This window comes from Paenibacillus sp. WLX1005 (genome assembly GCF_046603685.1).
In the GTDB taxonomy this organism is placed as follows: domain Bacteria; phylum Bacillota; class Bacilli; order Paenibacillales; family Paenibacillaceae; genus Saccharibacillus.
Genome location: NZ_CP176756.1, coordinates 4779037 through 4798292, shown reverse-complemented (window position 1 = coordinate 4798292; position 19256 = coordinate 4779037). Strand labels below are relative to the sequence as shown.

At 49.0% G+C, this 19256-nt stretch carries 13 protein-coding genes; 11 read left to right on the top strand and 2 right to left on the bottom strand.

Features of this window, described 5'->3' with window-relative positions; translation table 11 throughout:
* Positions 1-206 precede the first annotated feature (206 nt).
* The 11 genes from uxaC (at position 207) to ACE3MZ_RS20465 (ending at position 17053) form a co-directional block, all read left to right on the top strand.
* Positions 207-1631 carry a glucuronate isomerase gene (uxaC, locus tag ACE3MZ_RS20515; protein ID WP_411343942.1) on the top strand — a complete coding sequence of 475 codons (1425 nt, stop codon included), beginning with the start codon at positions 207-209 and terminating at the stop codon, positions 1629-1631.
* A gap of 240 nt (positions 1632-1871) precedes the next feature.
* Positions 1872-3278, top strand: coding sequence for an MFS transporter (locus ACE3MZ_RS20510; RefSeq protein ID WP_411346870.1), 1407 nt, complete (start codon positions 1872-1874; stop codon positions 3276-3278).
* A gap of 125 nt (positions 3279-3403) precedes the next feature.
* Entirely contained in the window at positions 3404-4408 is a 1005-nt protein-coding gene (locus tag ACE3MZ_RS20505) for a LacI family DNA-binding transcriptional regulator (RefSeq protein ID WP_411343941.1), read from the top strand.
* Positions 4409-4894: 486 nt separating this feature from the next.
* Positions 4895-6403 (top strand): tagaturonate reductase, encoded by a 1509-nt coding sequence (locus ACE3MZ_RS20500; protein ID WP_411346869.1) that lies wholly within the window; start codon positions 4895-4897, stop codon positions 6401-6403.
* Between the two features lie 18 nt (positions 6404-6421).
* Positions 6422-7912, top strand: a complete 1491-nt coding sequence (locus ACE3MZ_RS20495) for a UxaA family hydrolase (protein WP_411343940.1) — start codon at positions 6422-6424, stop codon at positions 7910-7912.
* 214 nt (positions 7913-8126) lie between these two features.
* Positions 8127-9701: a DHA2 family efflux MFS transporter permease subunit gene (locus ACE3MZ_RS20490; protein ID WP_411343939.1), complete on the top strand. Its 1575-nt coding sequence runs from the start codon at positions 8127-8129 to the stop codon at positions 9699-9701.
* A gap of 245 nt (positions 9702-9946) precedes the next feature.
* Positions 9947-10633 (top strand): cell division ATP-binding protein FtsE, encoded by a 687-nt coding sequence (ftsE, locus tag ACE3MZ_RS20485; RefSeq protein WP_411343938.1) that lies wholly within the window; start codon positions 9947-9949, stop codon positions 10631-10633.
* On the top strand, positions 10623-11543 hold the full coding sequence (gene ftsX, locus ACE3MZ_RS20480; protein ID WP_411343937.1) for a permease-like cell division protein FtsX: 921 nt from the start codon (positions 10623-10625) through the stop codon (positions 11541-11543). The genes ftsE and ftsX overlap by 11 nt, the downstream gene beginning before the upstream one ends.
* A 147-nt stretch (positions 11544-11690) precedes the next feature.
* Entirely contained in the window at positions 11691-12959 is a 1269-nt protein-coding gene (locus ACE3MZ_RS20475; protein ID WP_411343936.1) for a murein hydrolase activator EnvC family protein, read from the top strand.
* Positions 12960-13039: 80 nt separating this feature from the next.
* Positions 13040-14497: a S41 family peptidase gene (locus ACE3MZ_RS20470; RefSeq protein ID WP_411343935.1), complete on the top strand. Its 1458-nt coding sequence runs from the start codon at positions 13040-13042 to the stop codon at positions 14495-14497.
* A gap of 180 nt (positions 14498-14677) precedes the next feature.
* Positions 14678-17053 carry a hypothetical protein gene (locus ACE3MZ_RS20465; RefSeq protein ID WP_411343934.1) on the top strand — a complete coding sequence of 792 codons (2376 nt, stop codon included), beginning with the start codon at positions 14678-14680 and terminating at the stop codon, positions 17051-17053.
* Between the two features lie 172 nt (positions 17054-17225).
* On the opposite strand, the gene ACE3MZ_RS20460 is transcribed toward ACE3MZ_RS20465, so the two are convergent.
* A complete protein-coding gene (locus tag ACE3MZ_RS20460; protein ID WP_411343933.1) occupies positions 17226-18044 on the bottom strand; it encodes a flagellar motor protein MotB in 819 nt (272 codons plus the stop codon).
* Positions 18045-18046: 2 nt separating this feature from the next.
* Complete coding sequence (locus tag ACE3MZ_RS20455; protein ID WP_411343932.1) at positions 18047-18838, bottom strand: flagellar motor protein; 792 nt, start codon at positions 18836-18838, stop codon at positions 18047-18049.
* Positions 18839-19256 lie beyond the last annotated feature (418 nt).

Genomic DNA, 19256 nt, shown 5'->3' with positions numbered 1-19256 from the left:
CATTGGGCAATAGACGAATCACTTTTTTTAGCGTTTATCTGTGATATCTGTTACAGATACAGCGTCATTCATTTCAAACAACTGTAACAACTAAAAATTGAAGTTTCCTATTGCTTCTTGGCAGAAAAGAGCTACAATGAAACCATGAAATGTTAACGTTAACAAAATAAATAAAACAGTCTGAATCAGGGAAGGAATGAACCGATATGGCACGCAAATTTCTGGATGAGAACTTTCTGTTACACAGCGAAACTGCGATCCAACTGTATCATGACACAGCCAAAGATTTACCGATTATCGACTATCACTGTCATCTGAGCCCACAGGAAATATACGAGAACAAAAGCTTCAAAAATATTACCGAAGCCTGGCTATATGGCGATCACTACAAATGGAGAGTGATGCGTGCCAATGGTGTAGAGGAGAAGTACATCACCGGCGATGCCGACGACTATGACAAATTCCTCGCTTGGGCCAAAACCGTACCCCAGCTGATCGGCAATCCACTACATCACTGGACACATCTGGAATTGCAGCGTTTCTTTGGCGTATATGAACTGCTGAACGAGAAGACTGCACCGTCGATCTGGGAAAAGGTAAACAAGCAGCTGCAAGGCGCTGGTTTTGGCGCACGCGATCTGATCACCAAGTCCAAAGTGACGGTCGTCTGCACGACCGATGATCCTGCTGATTCGCTGGAACATCATGCAGCGATCCGTGAGCTACAAGGCTTTGATACACTCGTGCTGCCAAGCTTCCGCCCAGACAAGGCGCTGGAGATCAACCGTGACACATTCCGTCCATGGTTGGAACGATTGGTTGCTGCGAACGGTGCGGACATTCAGACGTATGATCAATTTTTGCAAGCATTGGAGAAACGAGTTCGTTTCTTCCATGCCGCTGGTGGACGTGTATCTGACCATGCGCTCGATACGGTCGTCTATGGCAAAGCAACTCGCGAAGAAGCTAGCGCCATTTTTGCCAAAGCATTGCGCGAAGGTCAGGTGACGCCGGAAGAAGAAGCCAAGCACAAAACACATACGCTCGTATTCCTGAGCCAGTTGTATCATGAGCTGGGCTGGGCGATGCAGCTACACATCCATGCACTGCGTAACAACAATACGCCGATGTTCCGCAAGCTGGGATCAGATACGGGGTATGATGCGGTGAACGATGGCGCGATTGCAACCCCGCTGGCATCGCTGCTGGACGATATGGAAAGCGCGGGCGGATTGCCAAAAAGCATTTTGTATTCGCTCAATCCGAACGACTATCATGTGCTGGCAAGTATCGCAGGCAGCTTCCAAGGCGGCGGCATTCCCGGCAAAATCCAGTTTGGTACCGCATGGTGGTACAACGATCATCGAGATGGCATGTTTGAGCAGATGCGTATTCTCGCCAATCTCGGTGTGTTCGCCCGTTTTGTCGGTATGCTGACCGATTCACGCAGCTTCTTGTCGTATACACGGCATGAGTATTTCCGCCGTCTACTATGTGATCTGCTCGGAAGCTGGGTGGAGAGCGGCGAGGTGCCGGACGATATGAATGTATTAAAAGAGATTGTAGCGGGCATCTGCTACAACAATGCGGAACAGTACTTCGATTTCCCAGCGGTTGTATCTGTTTCGTGATCAGCTGCTCAGTAGCATACACTTTTGATCTAGCGTAAAAGAAATATGGGATATACGTGCAACAGGGTGTAAGCAGATATCTGCACAGCTTTATCTGCCTACACACTGCCCTGCATGGGGGAATCAAGGAGCAATGCAGGAATATAAAGTGAAAAATTTCACAATATATACTATGCAGCAGCATATGCTTTTTGATCGTGTCATCACAATCATATTGAACAGAAGAAGGAAGGGTTCATGATGGGGACAGCAACAATCGAGGGCGTTCACACGGATGCCGAAGCAACAACAAGCAAAATCAGTTTAAAAGAAAAGATCTCCTACGGTCTTGGTGACTTTGGGAACGGATTTATGTTTGACCTGGGGCAATTGTATCTATTAAAGTTCTTTACTGATGTGGCGGGCATTCCGGCATATGCGGCAGGGGGGATTTTTGCAGTCAGCAAAATATTCGCCGCTTTCTGTGATCCTATCGTCGGTTCATCTATTGATTATCGTAAAAATATCGGTCCACGTGGCAAATTCAGACCGTATCTGATCATGGGCAGCATCGCACTGGCGATTTTGACGATTCTGACCTTTATCTCGCCGAATCTGTCGACAGGTGGCAAATTGTTCTATGCGTATGCGTCGTATATGATCTGGGGCATTGGGTATTCGTTTGTGAATATTCCGTACGGTTCGCTCGGTGCAGCGATTACGCAGGATACGGTGGAGCGAGCGTCGTTATCTTCGTTCCGGCAGGCAGGCTCGCTCGGCGCGCTGTTTATTACGAGTGTGGTTGTTATGCCACTAATCGTGCACTTCTCCAATCCATCGGTCGGTTATCCGGTTGTAATGGCGTTGATGTCGGCGATTGGTGTAATCGCTTTCGTCTTTTGTTATCGTGGTACGAAGGAGCGAGTTGTCAATCAGGCGCCGCCAAAAGAGAAGCTGTCGCCTAAACTGATCGTCAAAACGTTTATTAGCAACAAGCCGCTACTGGTGCTCGTCTTGATGACGGTATTCACCATCTCCGCCTACAATATCAAATCCGCGATGCTCGTTTATTTTGCTCAGTACAATCTTGGCAATGTGGAATTGATGGCATATATGAACTTTATTATTATCGGCTCGTCCTTTATCGGGGTACTGTTCCTGCCCAAATTGGTTAAAAAGTTCGGCAAACGCAATACAGCACTGATCGGTCTGGCAGTGAGTGTGATTGCGGATACGATTAACTTTATGATGCCTTCCAATGTGTATGTGTTTACGATTCTTGCCAGTATCGCCTTTATCGGGATCAGTATTCCGAATGGTGTTACATGGGCATTTGTATCGGATATTATCGACTATGGCGAATGGAGTTCGGGTGAGCGCAAAGATGGTATTACGTACTCGCTGTTCAACTTCTCCCGCAAGCTCGCTCAATCCCTCGCTGGTACGCTGTCCGGTGTAGGGCTGGGACTGATCGGTTACGTGCCGAATGTAGCGCAAAGTGCAGGTACGCTGCTCGGAATCAAAGGACTTCTCTGTCTGTATCCTGCTGTGGCGCTGGCAATTGCGATGATCGTTATCGGACTGATGTATAAACTGACCGACCGCAAGCACGAGGAGATTGTCGCTGAATTGCAGCTGCGTCGTCAGTCGCAGGAAGGCATGATGTAAATCATGGCAGGGCAAGCGCAGAGTATGGTGGAATAAGTACAATGTGTTATTCTTAGGAGTAAGCAGGTCGGACAGCAAGCTCGCTGTCCGCATCTCGGAAAGCTACGACAAAGGAAGGTATGCACATGGCAGCCACCATCAAAGATATTGCCCGATTAGCAAACGTATCTCATACAACCGTTTCACGGGCGCTTAACAATAGCCCACTGATCAAAGAAGTAACGAAACGCAAAATTGTAGAGATAGCCCAGCAGCTTAACTATATTCCGAATTACAATGCCAAAAGTCTTGTTTTGCAGCGTTCGCATACGATTGGGCTGTTCTTTACCAGTCTGTCGCGCGGAACGAGCAGCAGCTTTTTCGCGGATACGATGCGCGGCGTTAACTCGATTATCGGGGTTGAATACAATCTGTTTGTACGTGGCATCGACGATTATTCTGACTATGCAACCATTCATCCGAAACGGTTTGACGGTATTATTTTGATGAGTCAGAGTGACGCCGACAACGCTTTTATCGAGCATGTGGTGAATCAGCAGATTCCGCTGGTCGTATTGAACCGTTTGATCCCGGGTGGAAGCTTTGTCAATATCGTTTCCAATGACCGCGAAGGTGCCGGGCATGCTGGTGAATATCTCGTTGCACAGGGACACCGCCGTATCGCCTTGATCGAAGGGATGCAGGGCTTCAAGTCGACCGAGCAGCGTCGCATCGGTTTCTTGGAGGCAATTCAGGCGGCGGGCGTTGATGTGCCAGCGCAGTATATCGTACCGGGCGAGTACAGCACGGAGAGCGGTTATGAAGCGATGCGCAAGTTGCTGCAACTGGATACACCGCCAACCGCTGTCTTTTGCTCTAATGATGATATGGCGATTGGGGCGATGAATGCTGCATTCGAAATGGGTGTGCGCGTGCCAGAGGATATTTCCGTCGTCGGTTTCGATGATATCAAATTCTCGATGTATACCAATCCAGCGCTGACGACGATTAAACGTCCGATTGAGCAGATGAGCGCACACGGTGCGGAGAAGATTCTGGAACGGATTCAGCTGCAAGCGAGCGACGAGGAATTGATTTTCCATGGTACGGAACTGATCGAACGACGTTCGACGGCAGCTGATGGAAAATAATTCGGGTGTGACGTGATTTTCTTAGGATGCTGGCTGAAGAATAAGAATATTTCTGTAGGGTTGGAAACTCGAACTGGAACTCGAAAATTGGCAAGTGAAGAAGTGAAGAAGTGAAGAAGTGAAGAAACGCCGGAATTGTGTATGATGATGTGAGCTGTGGGGGGAGTGCATGTACAGCAGTGAAGCATCTGTAACGATTCCGGCGTTTCCGTGTTTGTGTAAGGCTGTAAACGTAGTTATGTGGCGTTACATGAGTATTGCTGTAGTGCTGGCTGTAGGATGCTTATCATGCAGGATAGCTATGATGATCGAAACGACTTAAATATACGGTTTGTTTTTCATCCAAGTGTGATAAATCTCATTTTGTTAACGTGTGCATAAATTTAAAATTATAGATGTAAACGTGATCTACAAACAATAGATGCAATGAAACGGAATGTTTGCAAAGCAAAGGATGTTACTTTACTGCTCAAAATAGAGTACTGCATACAGGAGGAATCGAACGTGAATAGATTGAATCGTCAATTTCACCCAGCACCACGGTATCCAGAAAAAGTGATCCAGTTCGGCGAAGGGAATTTCCTGCGGGCATTTGCGGACTGGCACATTCAGCGTATGAATCAACACGCGGACTTTCAAGCGGGTGTTGTGATTGTACAACCGCTGCCAAACGGCATGGCGGAAGCGCTCAACGAACAGGATGGATTGTATACCATTTATACGGAAGGCATGCAGGACGGTGAACTTGTTCAGCAGCAGGACGTGATGGATTGTGTGACACGAGGCATCAACCCGTATACGCAATATGAGCAGTATGAACAATTGGCGCAGCAACCGGAATTGCGGTACATCATTTCCAATACGACGGAAGCGGGCATTGCCTTTGATCCGGCAGATACGCTAGAAGATATGCCGCAACGCAGCTATCCAGGCAAATTGACTGCGCTGCTGTATCGTCGGTATACACATTTTCAAGGCGATCCTTCGAAAGGATTTATCATTTTGCCGTGTGAGCTGATTGACCGTAATGGGGATGAGCTGAAGCGGATCGTACTGCAATATGCAGAGCTGTGGCAGTTGGAAGCTGGTTTTATACAATGGTTGGAGCAGGATAATGTCTTTTGCTGTAGTCTGGTTGACCGGATTGTGCCGGGATATCCAAAGGCACGTATGCCGGAGATTACACAGGAGCTAGGATATGAGGATCACTTTGTAGTGGTTAGTGAACCTTTTCACTTGTGGGTGATCGAAGCTCCGGCATCGCTGGCGGCGGAATGGCCTGCCGCAGCTGCCGGATTGAATGTGAAGATTGTAGATGATATGACGCCCTATCGTACGCGCAAAGTGCGGATTTTGAATGGCGCGCATACCGCGATGACGCCGGTATCGTATTTGTACGGATTGTATACAGTTAGCGAAGCGGTGGGCAACGAAGTGACGGGTGCCTTTGTACGCGACTTGATCCATCAGGAGATTATTCCGACGCTAGATCTGCCGGAAGAGGAATTGCAGTCTTTTGCTGTTGCGGTGTTGGAGCGGTTTGCCAATCCGTATGTGCAGCATCAGCTGATGAGCATCTCACTGAACGGTATTTCCAAATTCAAAACCCGCGATCTGCCAACGCTGCTAACGTTTATCGAACAGCAGGGACATTTGCCGCGCCGGCTGACCTTTGCACTGGCAGCATTGTTCGTCTTTTACCGTGGACAGCGGAATGGGCAGCACATTGCACTCAATGACGATGCGCAAGTATTGAGCCGGTTTGCGCAGTGGTGGACAGCATATGATGACCATAACATCTCTATACAGCAATTGGCAGAACAGGCATTGAGCGAGACGACATTCTGGGAGCAGAATTTGCATGCTATTGATGGTCTGACGGAACGTGTAGCTGCGGATATGCAGTCTATGTTGGAAAAAGGCATGGGTACCGCCTTGCAGCAAATGATGCAGGAGCCATCGGAGCTGCGCCGCCCATCACAATCAACGATCTAAACACAAGGAGGAGCCGCAATGCTGGAATGGATTCAGATCAACCGACAGGACAATGTAGCCGTGGCGCTGCGCGATTATGAGCAAGGGGAAACACTGGAGCATAACGGACAGATGGTGCAGGTGCAGCAGGACATCGCCAGAGGGCACAAGATCGCACTAGCACCTTTGGAAGTCGGTGAGCCGGTGATCAAATACGGATACCCGATCGGTCATGTGACTCAGCCGGTCAGCGCAGGTAGCCATATTCATGTACACAATACGCGCACCAGCCTGAGCGGGGTTGAGCAATATAACTATGCGCCGCGTAGCTTTCCCAATCCGTATGTGCCGGAACAGCGTACCTTTATGGGTTATCGCCGTAGCAATGGCGAAGTGGGGATTCGCAATGAGCTGTGGATTGTACCAACAGTCGGTTGTGTAAACGGCATTGCCGAGATGATCCTCAAGCAGTTCAGTGCCGAGATCGGGGATATTGCCCCTTTTGAGAATATGCTCGTATTGAAGCACGGGTATGGCTGTTCACAGCTCGGCGACGATCATCTGCACACCCAGACCATTCTGGCAGATGCGGTACGTCATCCGAATGCGGCGGGGGTATTAGTACTCGGTCTAGGCTGCGAAAATAATATAATGGAAGATTTCAAACAAGCGATCGGATCATATGATGAATCACGCGTAAAATTCCTCGTTTCTCAAAGTGTATCGGATGAAGTACAAGCTGCGGTAGAATTGCTGCATCAGATTCATGCAGCCGTTCGCGATGACCACCGCGAGCCTATTGCGCTGTCGGAACTGAAGATCGGACTCAAATGCGGCGGTTCGGACGGATTGTCCGGCATTACCGCCAACCCGCTGCTCGGTCAATTGTCCGATTATATGGCAGCTCAGGGCGGAACGACCGTCTTGACCGAAGTACCGGAAATGTTCGGTGCTGAGCAGATTCTTATGGAGCGTGCGGAGAATGAAAAGGTTTTTGGCAAAATTGTCGATCTGATCAATGACTTCAAGCAGTATTTTATGAATTACAACCAGCCGGTGTATGAGAATCCGTCGCCCGGCAACAAAGCAGGTGGCATTACTACACTGGAAGACAAATCGCTCGGCTGTACGCAAAAAGCCGGTACCAGCGCTGTGCAGGATGTGCTGCAATACGGCGAACGGCTGCATACACGCGGACTCAATCTGCTCAGTGCGCCGGGCAACGATCTGGTTGCGTCATCTGCACTGGGAGCGGCGGGCTGTCAGCTCGTAATTTTCACAACGGGTCGGGGAACGCCGTTTGGTTCGTTTGTGCCAACGATGAAGGTATCTACCAATTCGCCGCTGTTTGAGAGCAAGCCGCACTGGATTGACTATAACGCGGGTGTGCTCGTAGAGGAGACCAGCATGCAGGATTGTCTGGCAGACTTTGTCGATTATATTGTTGATGTTGCCAGTGGGCGCTGGGTCAACAATGAGAAGAACAATTTCCGTGAATTGGCTATTTTCAAAAATGGTGTGACGCTGTAATACAAGCATACAATCATCCTATACAAGTTCGGCACGTTCAGCTAGTTTGAACATGCCGAACTTTTTGCATGTAAAAGAGAAATCATGCGATGGCATATGCTATACTTTTTCTTGCTGACCAGTGGGTCATTACAGGGAAGATGTGTTAATAATAACGTATTGCATCTTGTACAGCGGAACGTACGCAGCATAATAGGAAGAGGAGTGAACGGAAATGGCTCAAGCAGCAATATCTGTACCGGGGCAGAAGCCGGGCGGCGCAGTCAAAACAGGCTGGATCGTAGCTGGGTTGTTACTCGGCATCTTTATCGCATCCATTGATAATACGATTGTGGCAACCTCGATTGCGACGATTGTCGGCGATCTGGGGGGCTTTGATCAGTTCGTATGGGTTACGTCAGCGTATCTGGTCGCTTCGCTAGCAGGAACGCCGATTTTTGGGAAATTGTCTGATATGTATGGACGTAAGCGGTTTTTTGTATTCGGCTTAATTATGTTTATGCTCGGTTCGATTTTGTGTGGAACAGCGCAGTCGATTGTGCAGCTCAGTCTGTATCGCGCCATTCAAGGTATTGGAGGCGGTGCGCTTGTACCGATTGCGTTTACGATCGTATTTGATACATTTCCGCCGGAGAAGCGGGGTAAAATGACCGGGCTGCTGGGAGCGGTATTCGGCATGTCGAGTTTGTTTGGACCGCTGCTTGGTGCGTATATTACGCAGTATTTTAGCTGGCGCTGGGTATTTTATATCAATGTGCCGCTTGGGATTGTTTCGCTGCTGTTGATTTTGTTCTTTTATCGTGAATCGTTGCAGCGTGCGCGTCAGCAGATTGACTGGGCAGGCGCAGGTTTGCTGGTCGGCGCAGTCGTGTCGCTCATGTTCGCGCTGGAGCTGGGTGGGGGGACATATGCATGGACGTCGCTGCCGATTGTGCTGTTGTTGATCGGGTTTGTCGTCATGTCGATTGCATTTGTACTTGTAGAACGGCGTGCGCAGGAACCGATTGTCTCGTTTCCGATGTTTCGCCAGCGATTGTTTGCAGGTAGTGTGGCGGCTGGGTTCTTTTACGGAGCGGCATTTATTACAGTGACGCTCTATATTCCGATCTATGTGCAGGGTGTAACTGGTGGTACTGCTGTCAATTCCGGGCTGACTCTGCTACCGATGACGGTAGGGTCAGTACTGGCAGCGATGGTTGGCGGGATTCTGGTGAATAAAATGACCTTCCGCCGCATCATGGTTAGTTCAGCGATTATATTCACGGTTGGTATGATTCTACTCAGTCAATTGCGTGCCGATACACCGCACTGGCTGCTCGTGCTGGATCTGATCATTACCGGGTTTGGGATCGGGTTTTCCTTTTCCGTACTGGGCATTAGCGGTATTCAGGAATTTGATGTACGTCAGCGCGGTGCTGCCAATTCGACGTTATCCTTTGTCCGTTCGCTCGGCATGTCGGTTGGGGTCACGATCTTCGGGCTGGTGCAGCATAGTCTGTTTAGCGCTCGCATTCAGGAGCAGGCAGGTGGCTCATTACCATCTGGCATGGATCTGTCGACTATCGATCCGCGTGCATTGCTGTCAGAACAGATGCAGTCGCAGATTCCAGCGCAGGTGCTGGACATTATCCGGCAAGCACTGACTGAGTCGGTGTCCGGTACATTTGGCTGGGCGATTGTGCCTGCAATATGCGCCTTGGTATCGGTTGCGCTAATGGGAAGTGCACGGGCAGTTACATCGTCTCGTGCTTCTGACAAGCCACATCCAACTTCTGAAACATTACATTAAACAAACCAAGAGCGGGCATCCCGCGCCACATAAGGAACGACCGATTTCACGCTACCAATGAAACCGGTCGTTTTTTGATTCCGCCAATCTTTTCAGGTTATTATAGTACTCAACAGGTAACGAATTTGTTACAATAGAGATTGTGGAATTATGTCAGACCTGTCGTAACCGGCAGAATCAAGACTGTTGCGATGTATCGCTAGTCGGCTGTGGTTACATTGAACCCTGTAATAGGAAGTGATAAATTGATCGAGATGCAGGACGTATGGAAAACGTACCCCAATGGTGCTCATGCACTACAGGGCATTTCCGTTAAAATTGACCGTAATGAATTTGTATATGTAGTCGGTCCTTCGGGAGCGGGGAAATCGACATTTATGAAATTGATGTACCGTGAGGAGAAGCCGACCAAAGGGCAGATTTCGGTAAACGGCTTCAATCTGGGCAAGCTGCAACAACGCAAAATCCCACTGCTGCGTCGTAACATTGGCGTCGTGTTTCAGGATTTTCGGTTGCTGCCCAAGCTGACAGCTTTTGAAAATGTGGCATTTGCGATGGAAGTTATCGAATCGCCGCGTCGCCAGATCAAGAAACGAGTGATGGAAGTACTGGAGCTTGTCGGTTTGCAGAGCAAGGCAACCCGCTACCCGGATCATCTCTCTGGTGGGGAGCAGCAGCGGATTGCGATTGCGCGTGCGATTGTTAACAATCCTGCTGTGATCATCGCCGATGAGCCGACTGGTAACCTAGACCCGGAGACATCGTTTGGCATTATGCAATTGCTAGATGAGATTAATTTCCGTGGCACAACGATTATTATGGCGACACATAACAAAGATATTGTTAACTCGATGCGCCGCCGCGTACTAGCGATTGAGAACGGTCAGCTGGTCAGAGACCAGATTAGAGGGGAGTACGGTTATGAATTTTAGTACCTTCTTGCGACACCTGCGGGAAGGTTTTCGAAGCGTGTTCCGCAATGGATGGATGTCAGTCGCGTCCATCACCTCGATTATTGTGTCTTTATTCATTCTCGGTGTCTTTATTTTACTTGTATATAACGTCAATCAGCTCGCCGATAAGGCGGACAATCAGGTAGAGATTAATGTCTTCTTGGAGCTAAATGTAAGCCAATCGCTACGTGAGCAATTGCAGCAGGAAATTAGCGAAATGCCGGAAGTGAGCAACATCCAGTACATTCCGAAAAACGAAGGTTTGAAGGAATTGCGCGAGAATCTGGGAGAAGGCGGGGAAAGTTTCCTTGAGGGATATGCCGAGGATAACAACCCGTTGCCTGATGCGCTGCGCGTCAATGTGATTGAAGCGAGCACGGTTCCATTTGTAGCACAGAAGATTGAAGCGCTGAACAACGATCATGCAGAGAAGCCAATCCTCAAAGTCCGCTATGGCGGTGAGACGATTGAGACGCTGTTCAAAGTAACGGATCTGATTCGTAATATCGGTCTGATTCTAGTCGCTGCACTAGCATTGATGGCGATGTTCCTCATTGCCAATACGATTCGAGTGACTATTCTGGCACGCCGCCGCGAGATTGGTATTATGAAGCTCGTCGGGGCGACCAATCAGTTTATCCGCTGGCCGTTCTTTATTGAAGGCGCGCTGCTAGGCGGAATCGGTGCACTCGTAACGATCATTATTCTGTTTATCGGGTATCAGCAACTCGTGATTGCATCTATGTCATCCTTGAGTCTAGGCTCGTTGATCACCCTTGTACCGTTACAGCAAATCTGGTTATTACTAGGCAGCATTTTGCTCATTCTCGGCGTATTGATCGGGATCTGGGGCAGTACGGTATCGATTCGTCGTTTTCTTAAAGTATAACGGTCAAAATAGTTCCAAATTTTACCGAAAAGTGCTTTAGTCCTATAAATGCTCATTTATCATTGCCGATAATAAACATGACGTAATTGCTGAGCGCCGGAAACGACTCTTTAAATAACCAACTACAATAAAAGGATGGTAAAAAAGTTGAAAAAAGCCGCATCAATTATGGCCACCGTTTTATTGGCCGCTGCATTGATACAACCGGGACAGGCATCTGCAGCCAAATCTTCGAGCGATATTCAAAAAGAACTGAATGCAGTGGAGCAGCAGGCGAGAGAAGCGAAGCAGCAACAAAAAGCGGCTGAAGCCCGTCGTGCACAATCGTCTACACTGAAAAAGGCAGCGCAGCGGGATTTGAGTAATGTATTGCAGGCAATCAACGAAGTAAACAGCCAGATTTCGCGTGTATCCAACGATATTACCAAAACGGAAACCGGTCTGCGGCAGGCAAAGAAAGACCTGGCCGAAGCACAGGAACGGATCAAGGCCAGAGAGGGCATGATTGATACGCGTGTACGGATGATGTACACCGACGGTATGGTATCGTATCTGGATGTACTGATGTCTGCAACTAGCTTCTCCGATTTTGTAGAGCGTGCAGATTCCTTGAAAATGATCGTTGATCAGGATCAGGACATTTTGGCACAACATGAAAAAGATAAACAATTCGTCATCGTGACGCAAAATAAATTGAAAGCCGACTACGCCAAAGCAAAAAGCTTGTATTCCGAAAAAGCGAAACGCAAAGGCGAGCTCGATTCCAAAGAAAACGAAAAACAACGTCTGATCGCCAAATACGATCTGCAAATCCAGAATGCGGAAGAAGCAACCGCAGCTCAGGAGCAGTCATTATGGAATCTGGCGGACAAACGCGCCTCTCTCTATAGCGAGAAAACAGCCGTTGAAGCGCAAGAACGCGCGGCAGCCGCAGCTCGTGCAGCCGCAGAAGCAGCAGCTTCACAAGGTTCTGGCGGTTCGTATAGCGGCGGTGGAGGCGGTGGCGGTTATCAGGGTAGCGGAAGCGGCATCCTGATGGTGCCAGTTAGCGGGGCACGCCTGTCCTCACCGTTTGGCTATCGTACGAATCCGGTAACGGGCATTTACAAACTGCATGCTGGTGTGGACTTTGCCGCACCGCAGGGTACAACGATCATGGCTGCTGATGGCGGTACAGTCGTAGTAGCTGGTGCAGTGAGCGGCTACGGTAATGCTGTCATTATCGACCACGGAAACGGCATTCAAACATTGTACGGTCATATCCGCAACGGCGGTGTGATGGTACAGGTCGGTCAAAGCGTAAGCAAAGGCGAGAAAATTGCAGAAGTCGGTTCTACTGGTAACTCCACCGGGCCGCACTGCCACTTTGAAGTACGGGTCAATGGTTCGCCAGTTGATCCAATGGGATATTTGTAAAACCGGTTGCCTGCGGTCTGCATTGCTTCATATGCGGATCGCGGGTGAACCGGTTTTAACGTAGAGAGGCGGTTAATGGAATGAAAAAACGCACGGTAGCTCTGCTTGTTGTTGCCATGATGGTGCTCAGCAGCGTACTGACGCTGGCTGTAGTGAATCTGCCGTCATTTGTGCAAAGAGCTTCAATGGGTCAGGGTGTGCTGGGCGCGCTTAGCAACAGTGGATTGACCGACGAGGAGAAATCCAAACTCAGTACGGTCGCCAGTCTGATCGAAGGCAATTATTATCAAAATGTAGATGAGAGCAAACTGGTCGACGGTGCCATCAACGGTATGGTGGAAGCGCTGGGCGATCCGTATTCCAGTTACATGGATGCGGATACGGCTGGTCAATTTACCGAATCCATCGCTGGCTCCTTTACCGGAATCGGAGCAGAAGTATCGCAGGATAACGGCAATGTCGTGATCGTATCTCCGATCAAAGGCTCACCAGCAGAGAAAGCCGGTCTGCGCGCCAAAGATATTATCGTTTCCGTGAATGGCGAGAAGCTATCCGGTGACGATCTGAACGCCGCTGTCGCCAAAATTCGCGGTAAAAAAGGCTCTACTGCCGAGCTGGAGATTCAGCGCGCTGGCAGCAAAGAGACGATGACCTTCAAAATCGTACGTGACGATATCGCGATGGAAACGGTGTATGCACGTATGACAGACGATAAAATCGGTGTGATCGAGATTACACAGTTCTCGCTCAACACTGCCGAACGTTTCAAAGAAGAACTGAAGAAACTGCAAGTTCAAGGGATGAAAGGACTCGTTATCGACGTTCGCAACAACCCGGGCGGTGTACTGTCCGTTGTTGAAGATATGGCATCCCAGTTTATTACGAAGGGCAAAGCGATTGTACAGATCGAGGATAAGGCTGGTGAACGTCAGGTTGCCAACTCGACTGGTCAAAGCGTAGATTATCCGATTGCAGTTGTGACGAACGGCGGTAGCGCCAGTGCATCCGAGATTCTAGCCGGTGCGCTCAAACAATCCGCAGGCGCTACACTGTACGGCGAAACGACGTATGGTAAAGGCACTGTGCAGACGAGCATGGACAATCTGTTCAATGATGGCAGTCTGATCAAGATTACCATCGCCAAATGGCTAACTCCAAACGGCGACTGGATTCACAAAAAAGGCATCAAGCCCGATGTGAACGTATCGCCGCCGGATTATTACACAGTGACGCCGATCAATACAGATACAACGCTCAAATACGACATGAATAACGATAACGTCAAAAATGCCCAGATCATGCTGGACGGTCTTGGCTACGACGTAGATCGCAAAGATGGATACTTTGACCGCAGCACAGAAGAACAGGTCAAAGCGTTCCAAACCGCGGAGAAACTGACCACAAATGGTCAGATTGATGCCAAAACCGCTGTTGCACTGGAAGCAGCGCTGGTAAAACACATTCAAGACCCGCAATACGATGTCCAGTTGAACAAAGCGATTGCTGGCGTCGAGCAACAAGTAGCTACCAAAAAATAAAATATGTACGTGTGTTCTATACTAGACCCGCGCTACCACTGGCGGAAACGAGATGACCAACACGATTGTAAAAAGAAGGCTGTTGCAGCCTTCTTTTTTTCGGTACAATAGAGAGTAATGAATACGCAAACATGAATGAACGATGTGCAAAATGATGGAGGCAACTGAGGAGAGTGGGTAATGGTAGCGGTATTGAACGAGACACTCCGAATAACGGCTGATGTGTTGTGGCAGCTGCTGACGCAGCCGCTTTACTATATATTTTTGATTGCTGTACTTCTGCATTACCGGCGTCAGGGACTGCTGGAACGGCGTTTATTCAACATACGGGTGCATCTGTATGCAGGCAGAGTGCTGCGCACAGTGATCACGGGTCTGGTAATTGGACTGGTTGTTTCGGTGCTGATGACCGGGATTGGTATACATATGACCATCGGAATGAACTGGGTATTAAGCGGATTGATCGTCCTGCTGTCGCTTGTTCGATTGCGTTTTGCGCATATACTGGATGCGCTGGCAGTGGCAACGATACTTTCGCTAGTATTGTGGTTGATGCCGGATTGGCAGCCTTCCGGCTGGTTAGGCGAACTCGTAGCAGGCGTGCGGATAGCCGATTGGACTGGATTGCTGGCAATTGCTGTCCTGCTGCAAATGGCGGAAGCGATCTTGTACCGCTCGCAAGCACCTAGATTGGCATCTCCAGTCAATGTGGAAGGCAAGCGTGGTAAGCCGGTCGGTGCGTATACGCTGGATGCGTTTTGGCCAGTGCCGATCTGGTTGTTTGTTCCGCTCACTGGCGGTCTGCTATTGCCGTGGAGTCCACTTAATCACAGTGCCGATTGGGAAGCAGGGATAGCGCTCACCATGTTGCCAGTAATGATCGGCAGCAGCATCTTGACTCGTACGATGCTGCCTGCTCACAAGGCGCAGGTAGTCACACGTCGTTTATGGCAAAGTAATCTGGTGTTGCTGGTCATCACCGCCGCTTCTTTTTTCTGGCATCCACTAGCGGTGCTCGGAATCTGGATTGGTGTGATCTGGCGTGAATATATGATTTATGCCGCCCGCCGCGAAGAAGCGGGTCAGCCGCTGCTGTATACACAAAGTCTGCGCGGGCTACGGATTATGGATGTCATTCCGGGCAGCCCAGCGAGCGAGCTAGGTATTCTAGCTGGCGAGACAGCGTACAAAGTAAATGGTATGCAAGTGAACGGCCCGCAGCAGCTGCATGAGGCGCTGCGTATGAATCCAGCATTTTGCAAGCTGGAAATATTGAATATTAATGGGGAAAGTAAATTTTTGCAGCGTGCGATCTATGCTGGTGATCATCATCAGCTGGGCATGATCTTCGCCCCGGATGATCAGTCGCTGATCTCGCCGGATGTGGAACGATTGAGTGCTGTTCACCTGCTGATGCAGCCCAGAGTGACAAAGCAGCGCGGTGGCGGCGACCGCTCAACTAGAGGATCATTTGGTGATATCGAGGAATTTTCGAGTATTGCGTTACCAAGTTATGATCGGACGAAGTCGGAAGCTTCCGATGCAGTCGCTGAACAAGATACGACGGCGCAGTCGGAACAGAAACAGGCGGAGACGAGTGTTATACACACACAACCGCCAGTTGTTGCGCCATCTTCGGTTACGGAGCCAGCAGCGTCTCATGTTGCTCTTGAGCCTGAGCACGAAAAGCAACTCGAAGCGACAGATGTTCCCGCTTCGTCTGAACTTGGATCGTCAGAACCATCGTCGGAATTGGTACATTCTCATATACAAGCAGACGCAGAGGCAGATGCTACGGATGTTGCTGATGTGCAACCATCATCGCATGCTGTAGAACATTCCAGCTCTGCGATCCCTTCTGAATCAGAAATACCTGCCAGCTCTGAAGTATCTGCTAGCTATGAAGTACCTAATAGCTCGGAAGTACATTCTAGCTTTGAGGTGTCTTCTAAAGATGTATCTTCTGAATATGAAAGTTCTTCAGACGCTATGCAATCTTCTCATGATCCAGAGCCTTCGCAAGTGGAAGAACATACTCATGTTACAGAAGAGGATCATTCGATACAATCAGCACATGTCTCCGAATTTTCAAATGTTGCACCCCCGGTTTCTTCGGTAGAATATACTGAGACGAACGAGACGAACGAGACGAACGAGACGAACGAGACGAACGAGACGAACGAGACGAACGAGACGAACGAGACGAACGAGACGAACGAGACGAACGAGACGAACGAGACGAACGAGACGAACGAGACGAACGAGACGAACGAGACGAACGAGACGAACGAGACGAACGAGACGAACGAGACGAACGAGACGAACGAGACGAACGAGACGAACGAGACGAACGAGACAAACGAGACGAACGAGACGCATGATGTCTCACCGGTACATTACGATGAGTCGGAATCAGCGCAGCCAGAGGATGAAGCGACAAGTCCAATCCCTGCGCGCATACAGCCACAACCGGTCGATTACGCTCCGCTCACATCCGCATTGTCGGCAGACGAATTACCAAAACGCAGTCAACGCCGTTCCAATCGTCGCAAATAATAACAAAAGCCCGTGTTCACTGCAAATGCAGCACAACACGGGCTTTTCGTATGTTGATGGTTTGATATTCTGGTATTTTAATAAAAACATCAGTGGAGTACTTCGAGCAGATATACCACTTATATCATCTAACTCCCAAATAACTCCCAAACAGCTACCATTTATTGTTTTACTATTCCTGCAACTGTCGCAAAACGATAATTTCCACGCGGCGATTTTTCTGTCTGCCCGATTCGGTGGAGTTGTCTGCCGCCGGACGAGTAGCTCCATAGCCGGCATATTGGAACTTGGACTGATCCAGCTTTTTGTTATCGATAAAATAACGCAGTACAGACAGCGCACGCGCACCCGACAGCTCCCAGTTATCTTTGTAACGAGAAGCGTACACAATTGGCAAATTGTCCGTATGCCCTTCAATACTAATCGTCGTATTGATCGACTGGAACAGACTGGCAAGACGGGACAGCGTACCGAGCGAACGATCTTTGAGTTCCGCCTTCCCTTCGTCAAACAGAAACTGATCGCTGAGCGTAATGGAGATGCCCTGCGGTTTGTCGACGACGGACACCTGATTTTGCAGATTGTTCGTCTGCACATAGTTCTGGATCACTTGCATCAGATTGCCAAGCTCGCGTTCCTGTTCACGAAATGCCTGCTCACGGCTTGTGAGCGTCTCCTGACCGTCGTTTTGGCTTTGTCCGCCCTGTTCACCGTTCTGATTCTGTTCAGGGGGCTGACCGCCATTGTCGACGCTCTCACCAGCTGTCCCAGTTACACCTTTGCCACCATCCAGCACTGAATTGGCACTCTGGAACGTCAATTGTAGTGACTCTGTTAATACTTTATATTTACCGGAATCGATCTGGCTAACCGAGTACATGACGATGAAGAAAATAAGCAGCAACGTGATCAGATCGGCATACGTAATGAGCCAGCGGTCTTTATGATCATGCGCGCTATTGTTGGGCTTGCGACGAGAATAACGTCCCATCGTTACTCCTCCCTTGCGGATGCGGGTCTGCTATCATCGTAACTACCTTCGCTATCAACGAGGAATGTTTCCAGCTTGCGGCGTACAAGTTGTGGATTTTCACCATTTTGAATCGATAATACACCTTCAACGAGCATTTCCATCGTCTGAATTTCCAATTCACTGCGCGACCGGATTTTGGAAGCGAGTGGAAGGAAGATCAGGTTGGCACTTGCCACACCGTACAGCGTAGCGGTAAAAGCAACAGCAATCGATGCACCAAGACCAGTTGGCTCATTCAGACTGCTCAATACTTGAATCAGACCCATAACAGTACCGATAATCCCCATCGTTGGCGCATAACCACCAGCCGCGTCGAAGATTTTGGCATATTGTTCATATTCTTGCTCCGTCTTGCCCATTTCTAACTCCAAAATTTGCTGAATCACATCGCGATCTGTACCATCGACCACCTGTTGTAATCCTTCGCGCAAAAAAGCATTTTCATGCGATACCGCCTGTGGCTCTAGCGCCAGTACACCAGCGCGGCGTGCATGCATCGACATGTTGACGATATCTTCGATCAATTGTTCATTGTCCGAGCGTGCCGGTACGAGTACGGTAGCAATAGCTTGTGGCAACTTTTTTAAACGAGATGCCGGAAAGCTGATCACTACAGCCGCCGCCGTTCCACCAAATACGATTAATGCGGCAGCACCCTGAAGCAAGCCTCCAGCGTCCCCGCCTTCCCATAAAAACCCCCCAATCAATGCAGCAACCCCTGCAATAATTCCGATAATTGTTGTCAAATCCATGTATCCATCTCCTGTTCTGCGTACGGGAAGCTGATCTGTGTTGGAGACAGGGAAAATGTGGAAATGTTCCCGTTCCAGCCAGCCACATTGCGCAACTGCTTGTATGAAAATATTGAAAAAAATGTCGTTTTCAGACCTTGTTTCAATTGCATAAATGGTATGGTACGAGTATAATAGAAGGGAACAAACATTCTTATTTGACTGTATGAATGATGAAATCCTGTGGTTTTTCCACACCTCCAGATCAGGGTGAACCGCAACGTAGGATGCTGCTGTCGTGATCGTTTTTTTACGTTATCCCGCATTGTTATCTTTGTAAATTGAAGAGGCGATGGCGGGTATTATAATTTATATCTATTTAACCAATTATAGCGTCCAGCAATAGGAAGACGAAGGAAAATAAAATTGGTTTTTTGCT

What these genes read in the sequence shown, in the direction of transcription:
- ACE3MZ_RS20505 (WP_411343941.1), top strand. Translation starts at nt 3,404, where the DNA reads ATGGCAGCCACCATCAAAGATATTGCCCGATTAGCAAACGTATCTCAT.
- ACE3MZ_RS20460 (WP_411343933.1), bottom strand. Translation starts at nt 18,044, where the DNA reads ATGGGACGTTATTCTCGTCGCAAGCCCAACAATAGCGCGCATGATCAT.
- ACE3MZ_RS20510 (WP_411346870.1), top strand. Translation starts at nt 1,872, where the DNA reads ATGGGGACAGCAACAATCGAGGGCGTTCACACGGATGCCGAAGCAACA.
- ACE3MZ_RS20470 (WP_411343935.1), top strand. Translation starts at nt 13,040, where the DNA reads ATGAAAAAACGCACGGTAGCTCTGCTTGTTGTTGCCATGATGGTGCTC.
- ACE3MZ_RS20455 (WP_411343932.1), bottom strand. Translation starts at nt 18,838, where the DNA reads ATGGATTTGACAACAATTATCGGAATTATTGCAGGGGTTGCTGCATTG.
- ACE3MZ_RS20490 (WP_411343939.1), top strand. Translation starts at nt 8,127, where the DNA reads ATGGCTCAAGCAGCAATATCTGTACCGGGGCAGAAGCCGGGCGGCGCA.
- ftsX (WP_411343937.1), top strand. Translation starts at nt 10,623, where the DNA reads ATGAATTTTAGTACCTTCTTGCGACACCTGCGGGAAGGTTTTCGAAGC.
- ACE3MZ_RS20465 (WP_411343934.1), top strand. Translation starts at nt 14,678, where the DNA reads ATGGTAGCGGTATTGAACGAGACACTCCGAATAACGGCTGATGTGTTG.
- uxaC (WP_411343942.1), top strand. Translation starts at nt 207, where the DNA reads ATGGCACGCAAATTTCTGGATGAGAACTTTCTGTTACACAGCGAAACT.
- ACE3MZ_RS20495 (WP_411343940.1), top strand. Translation starts at nt 6,422, where the DNA reads ATGCTGGAATGGATTCAGATCAACCGACAGGACAATGTAGCCGTGGCG.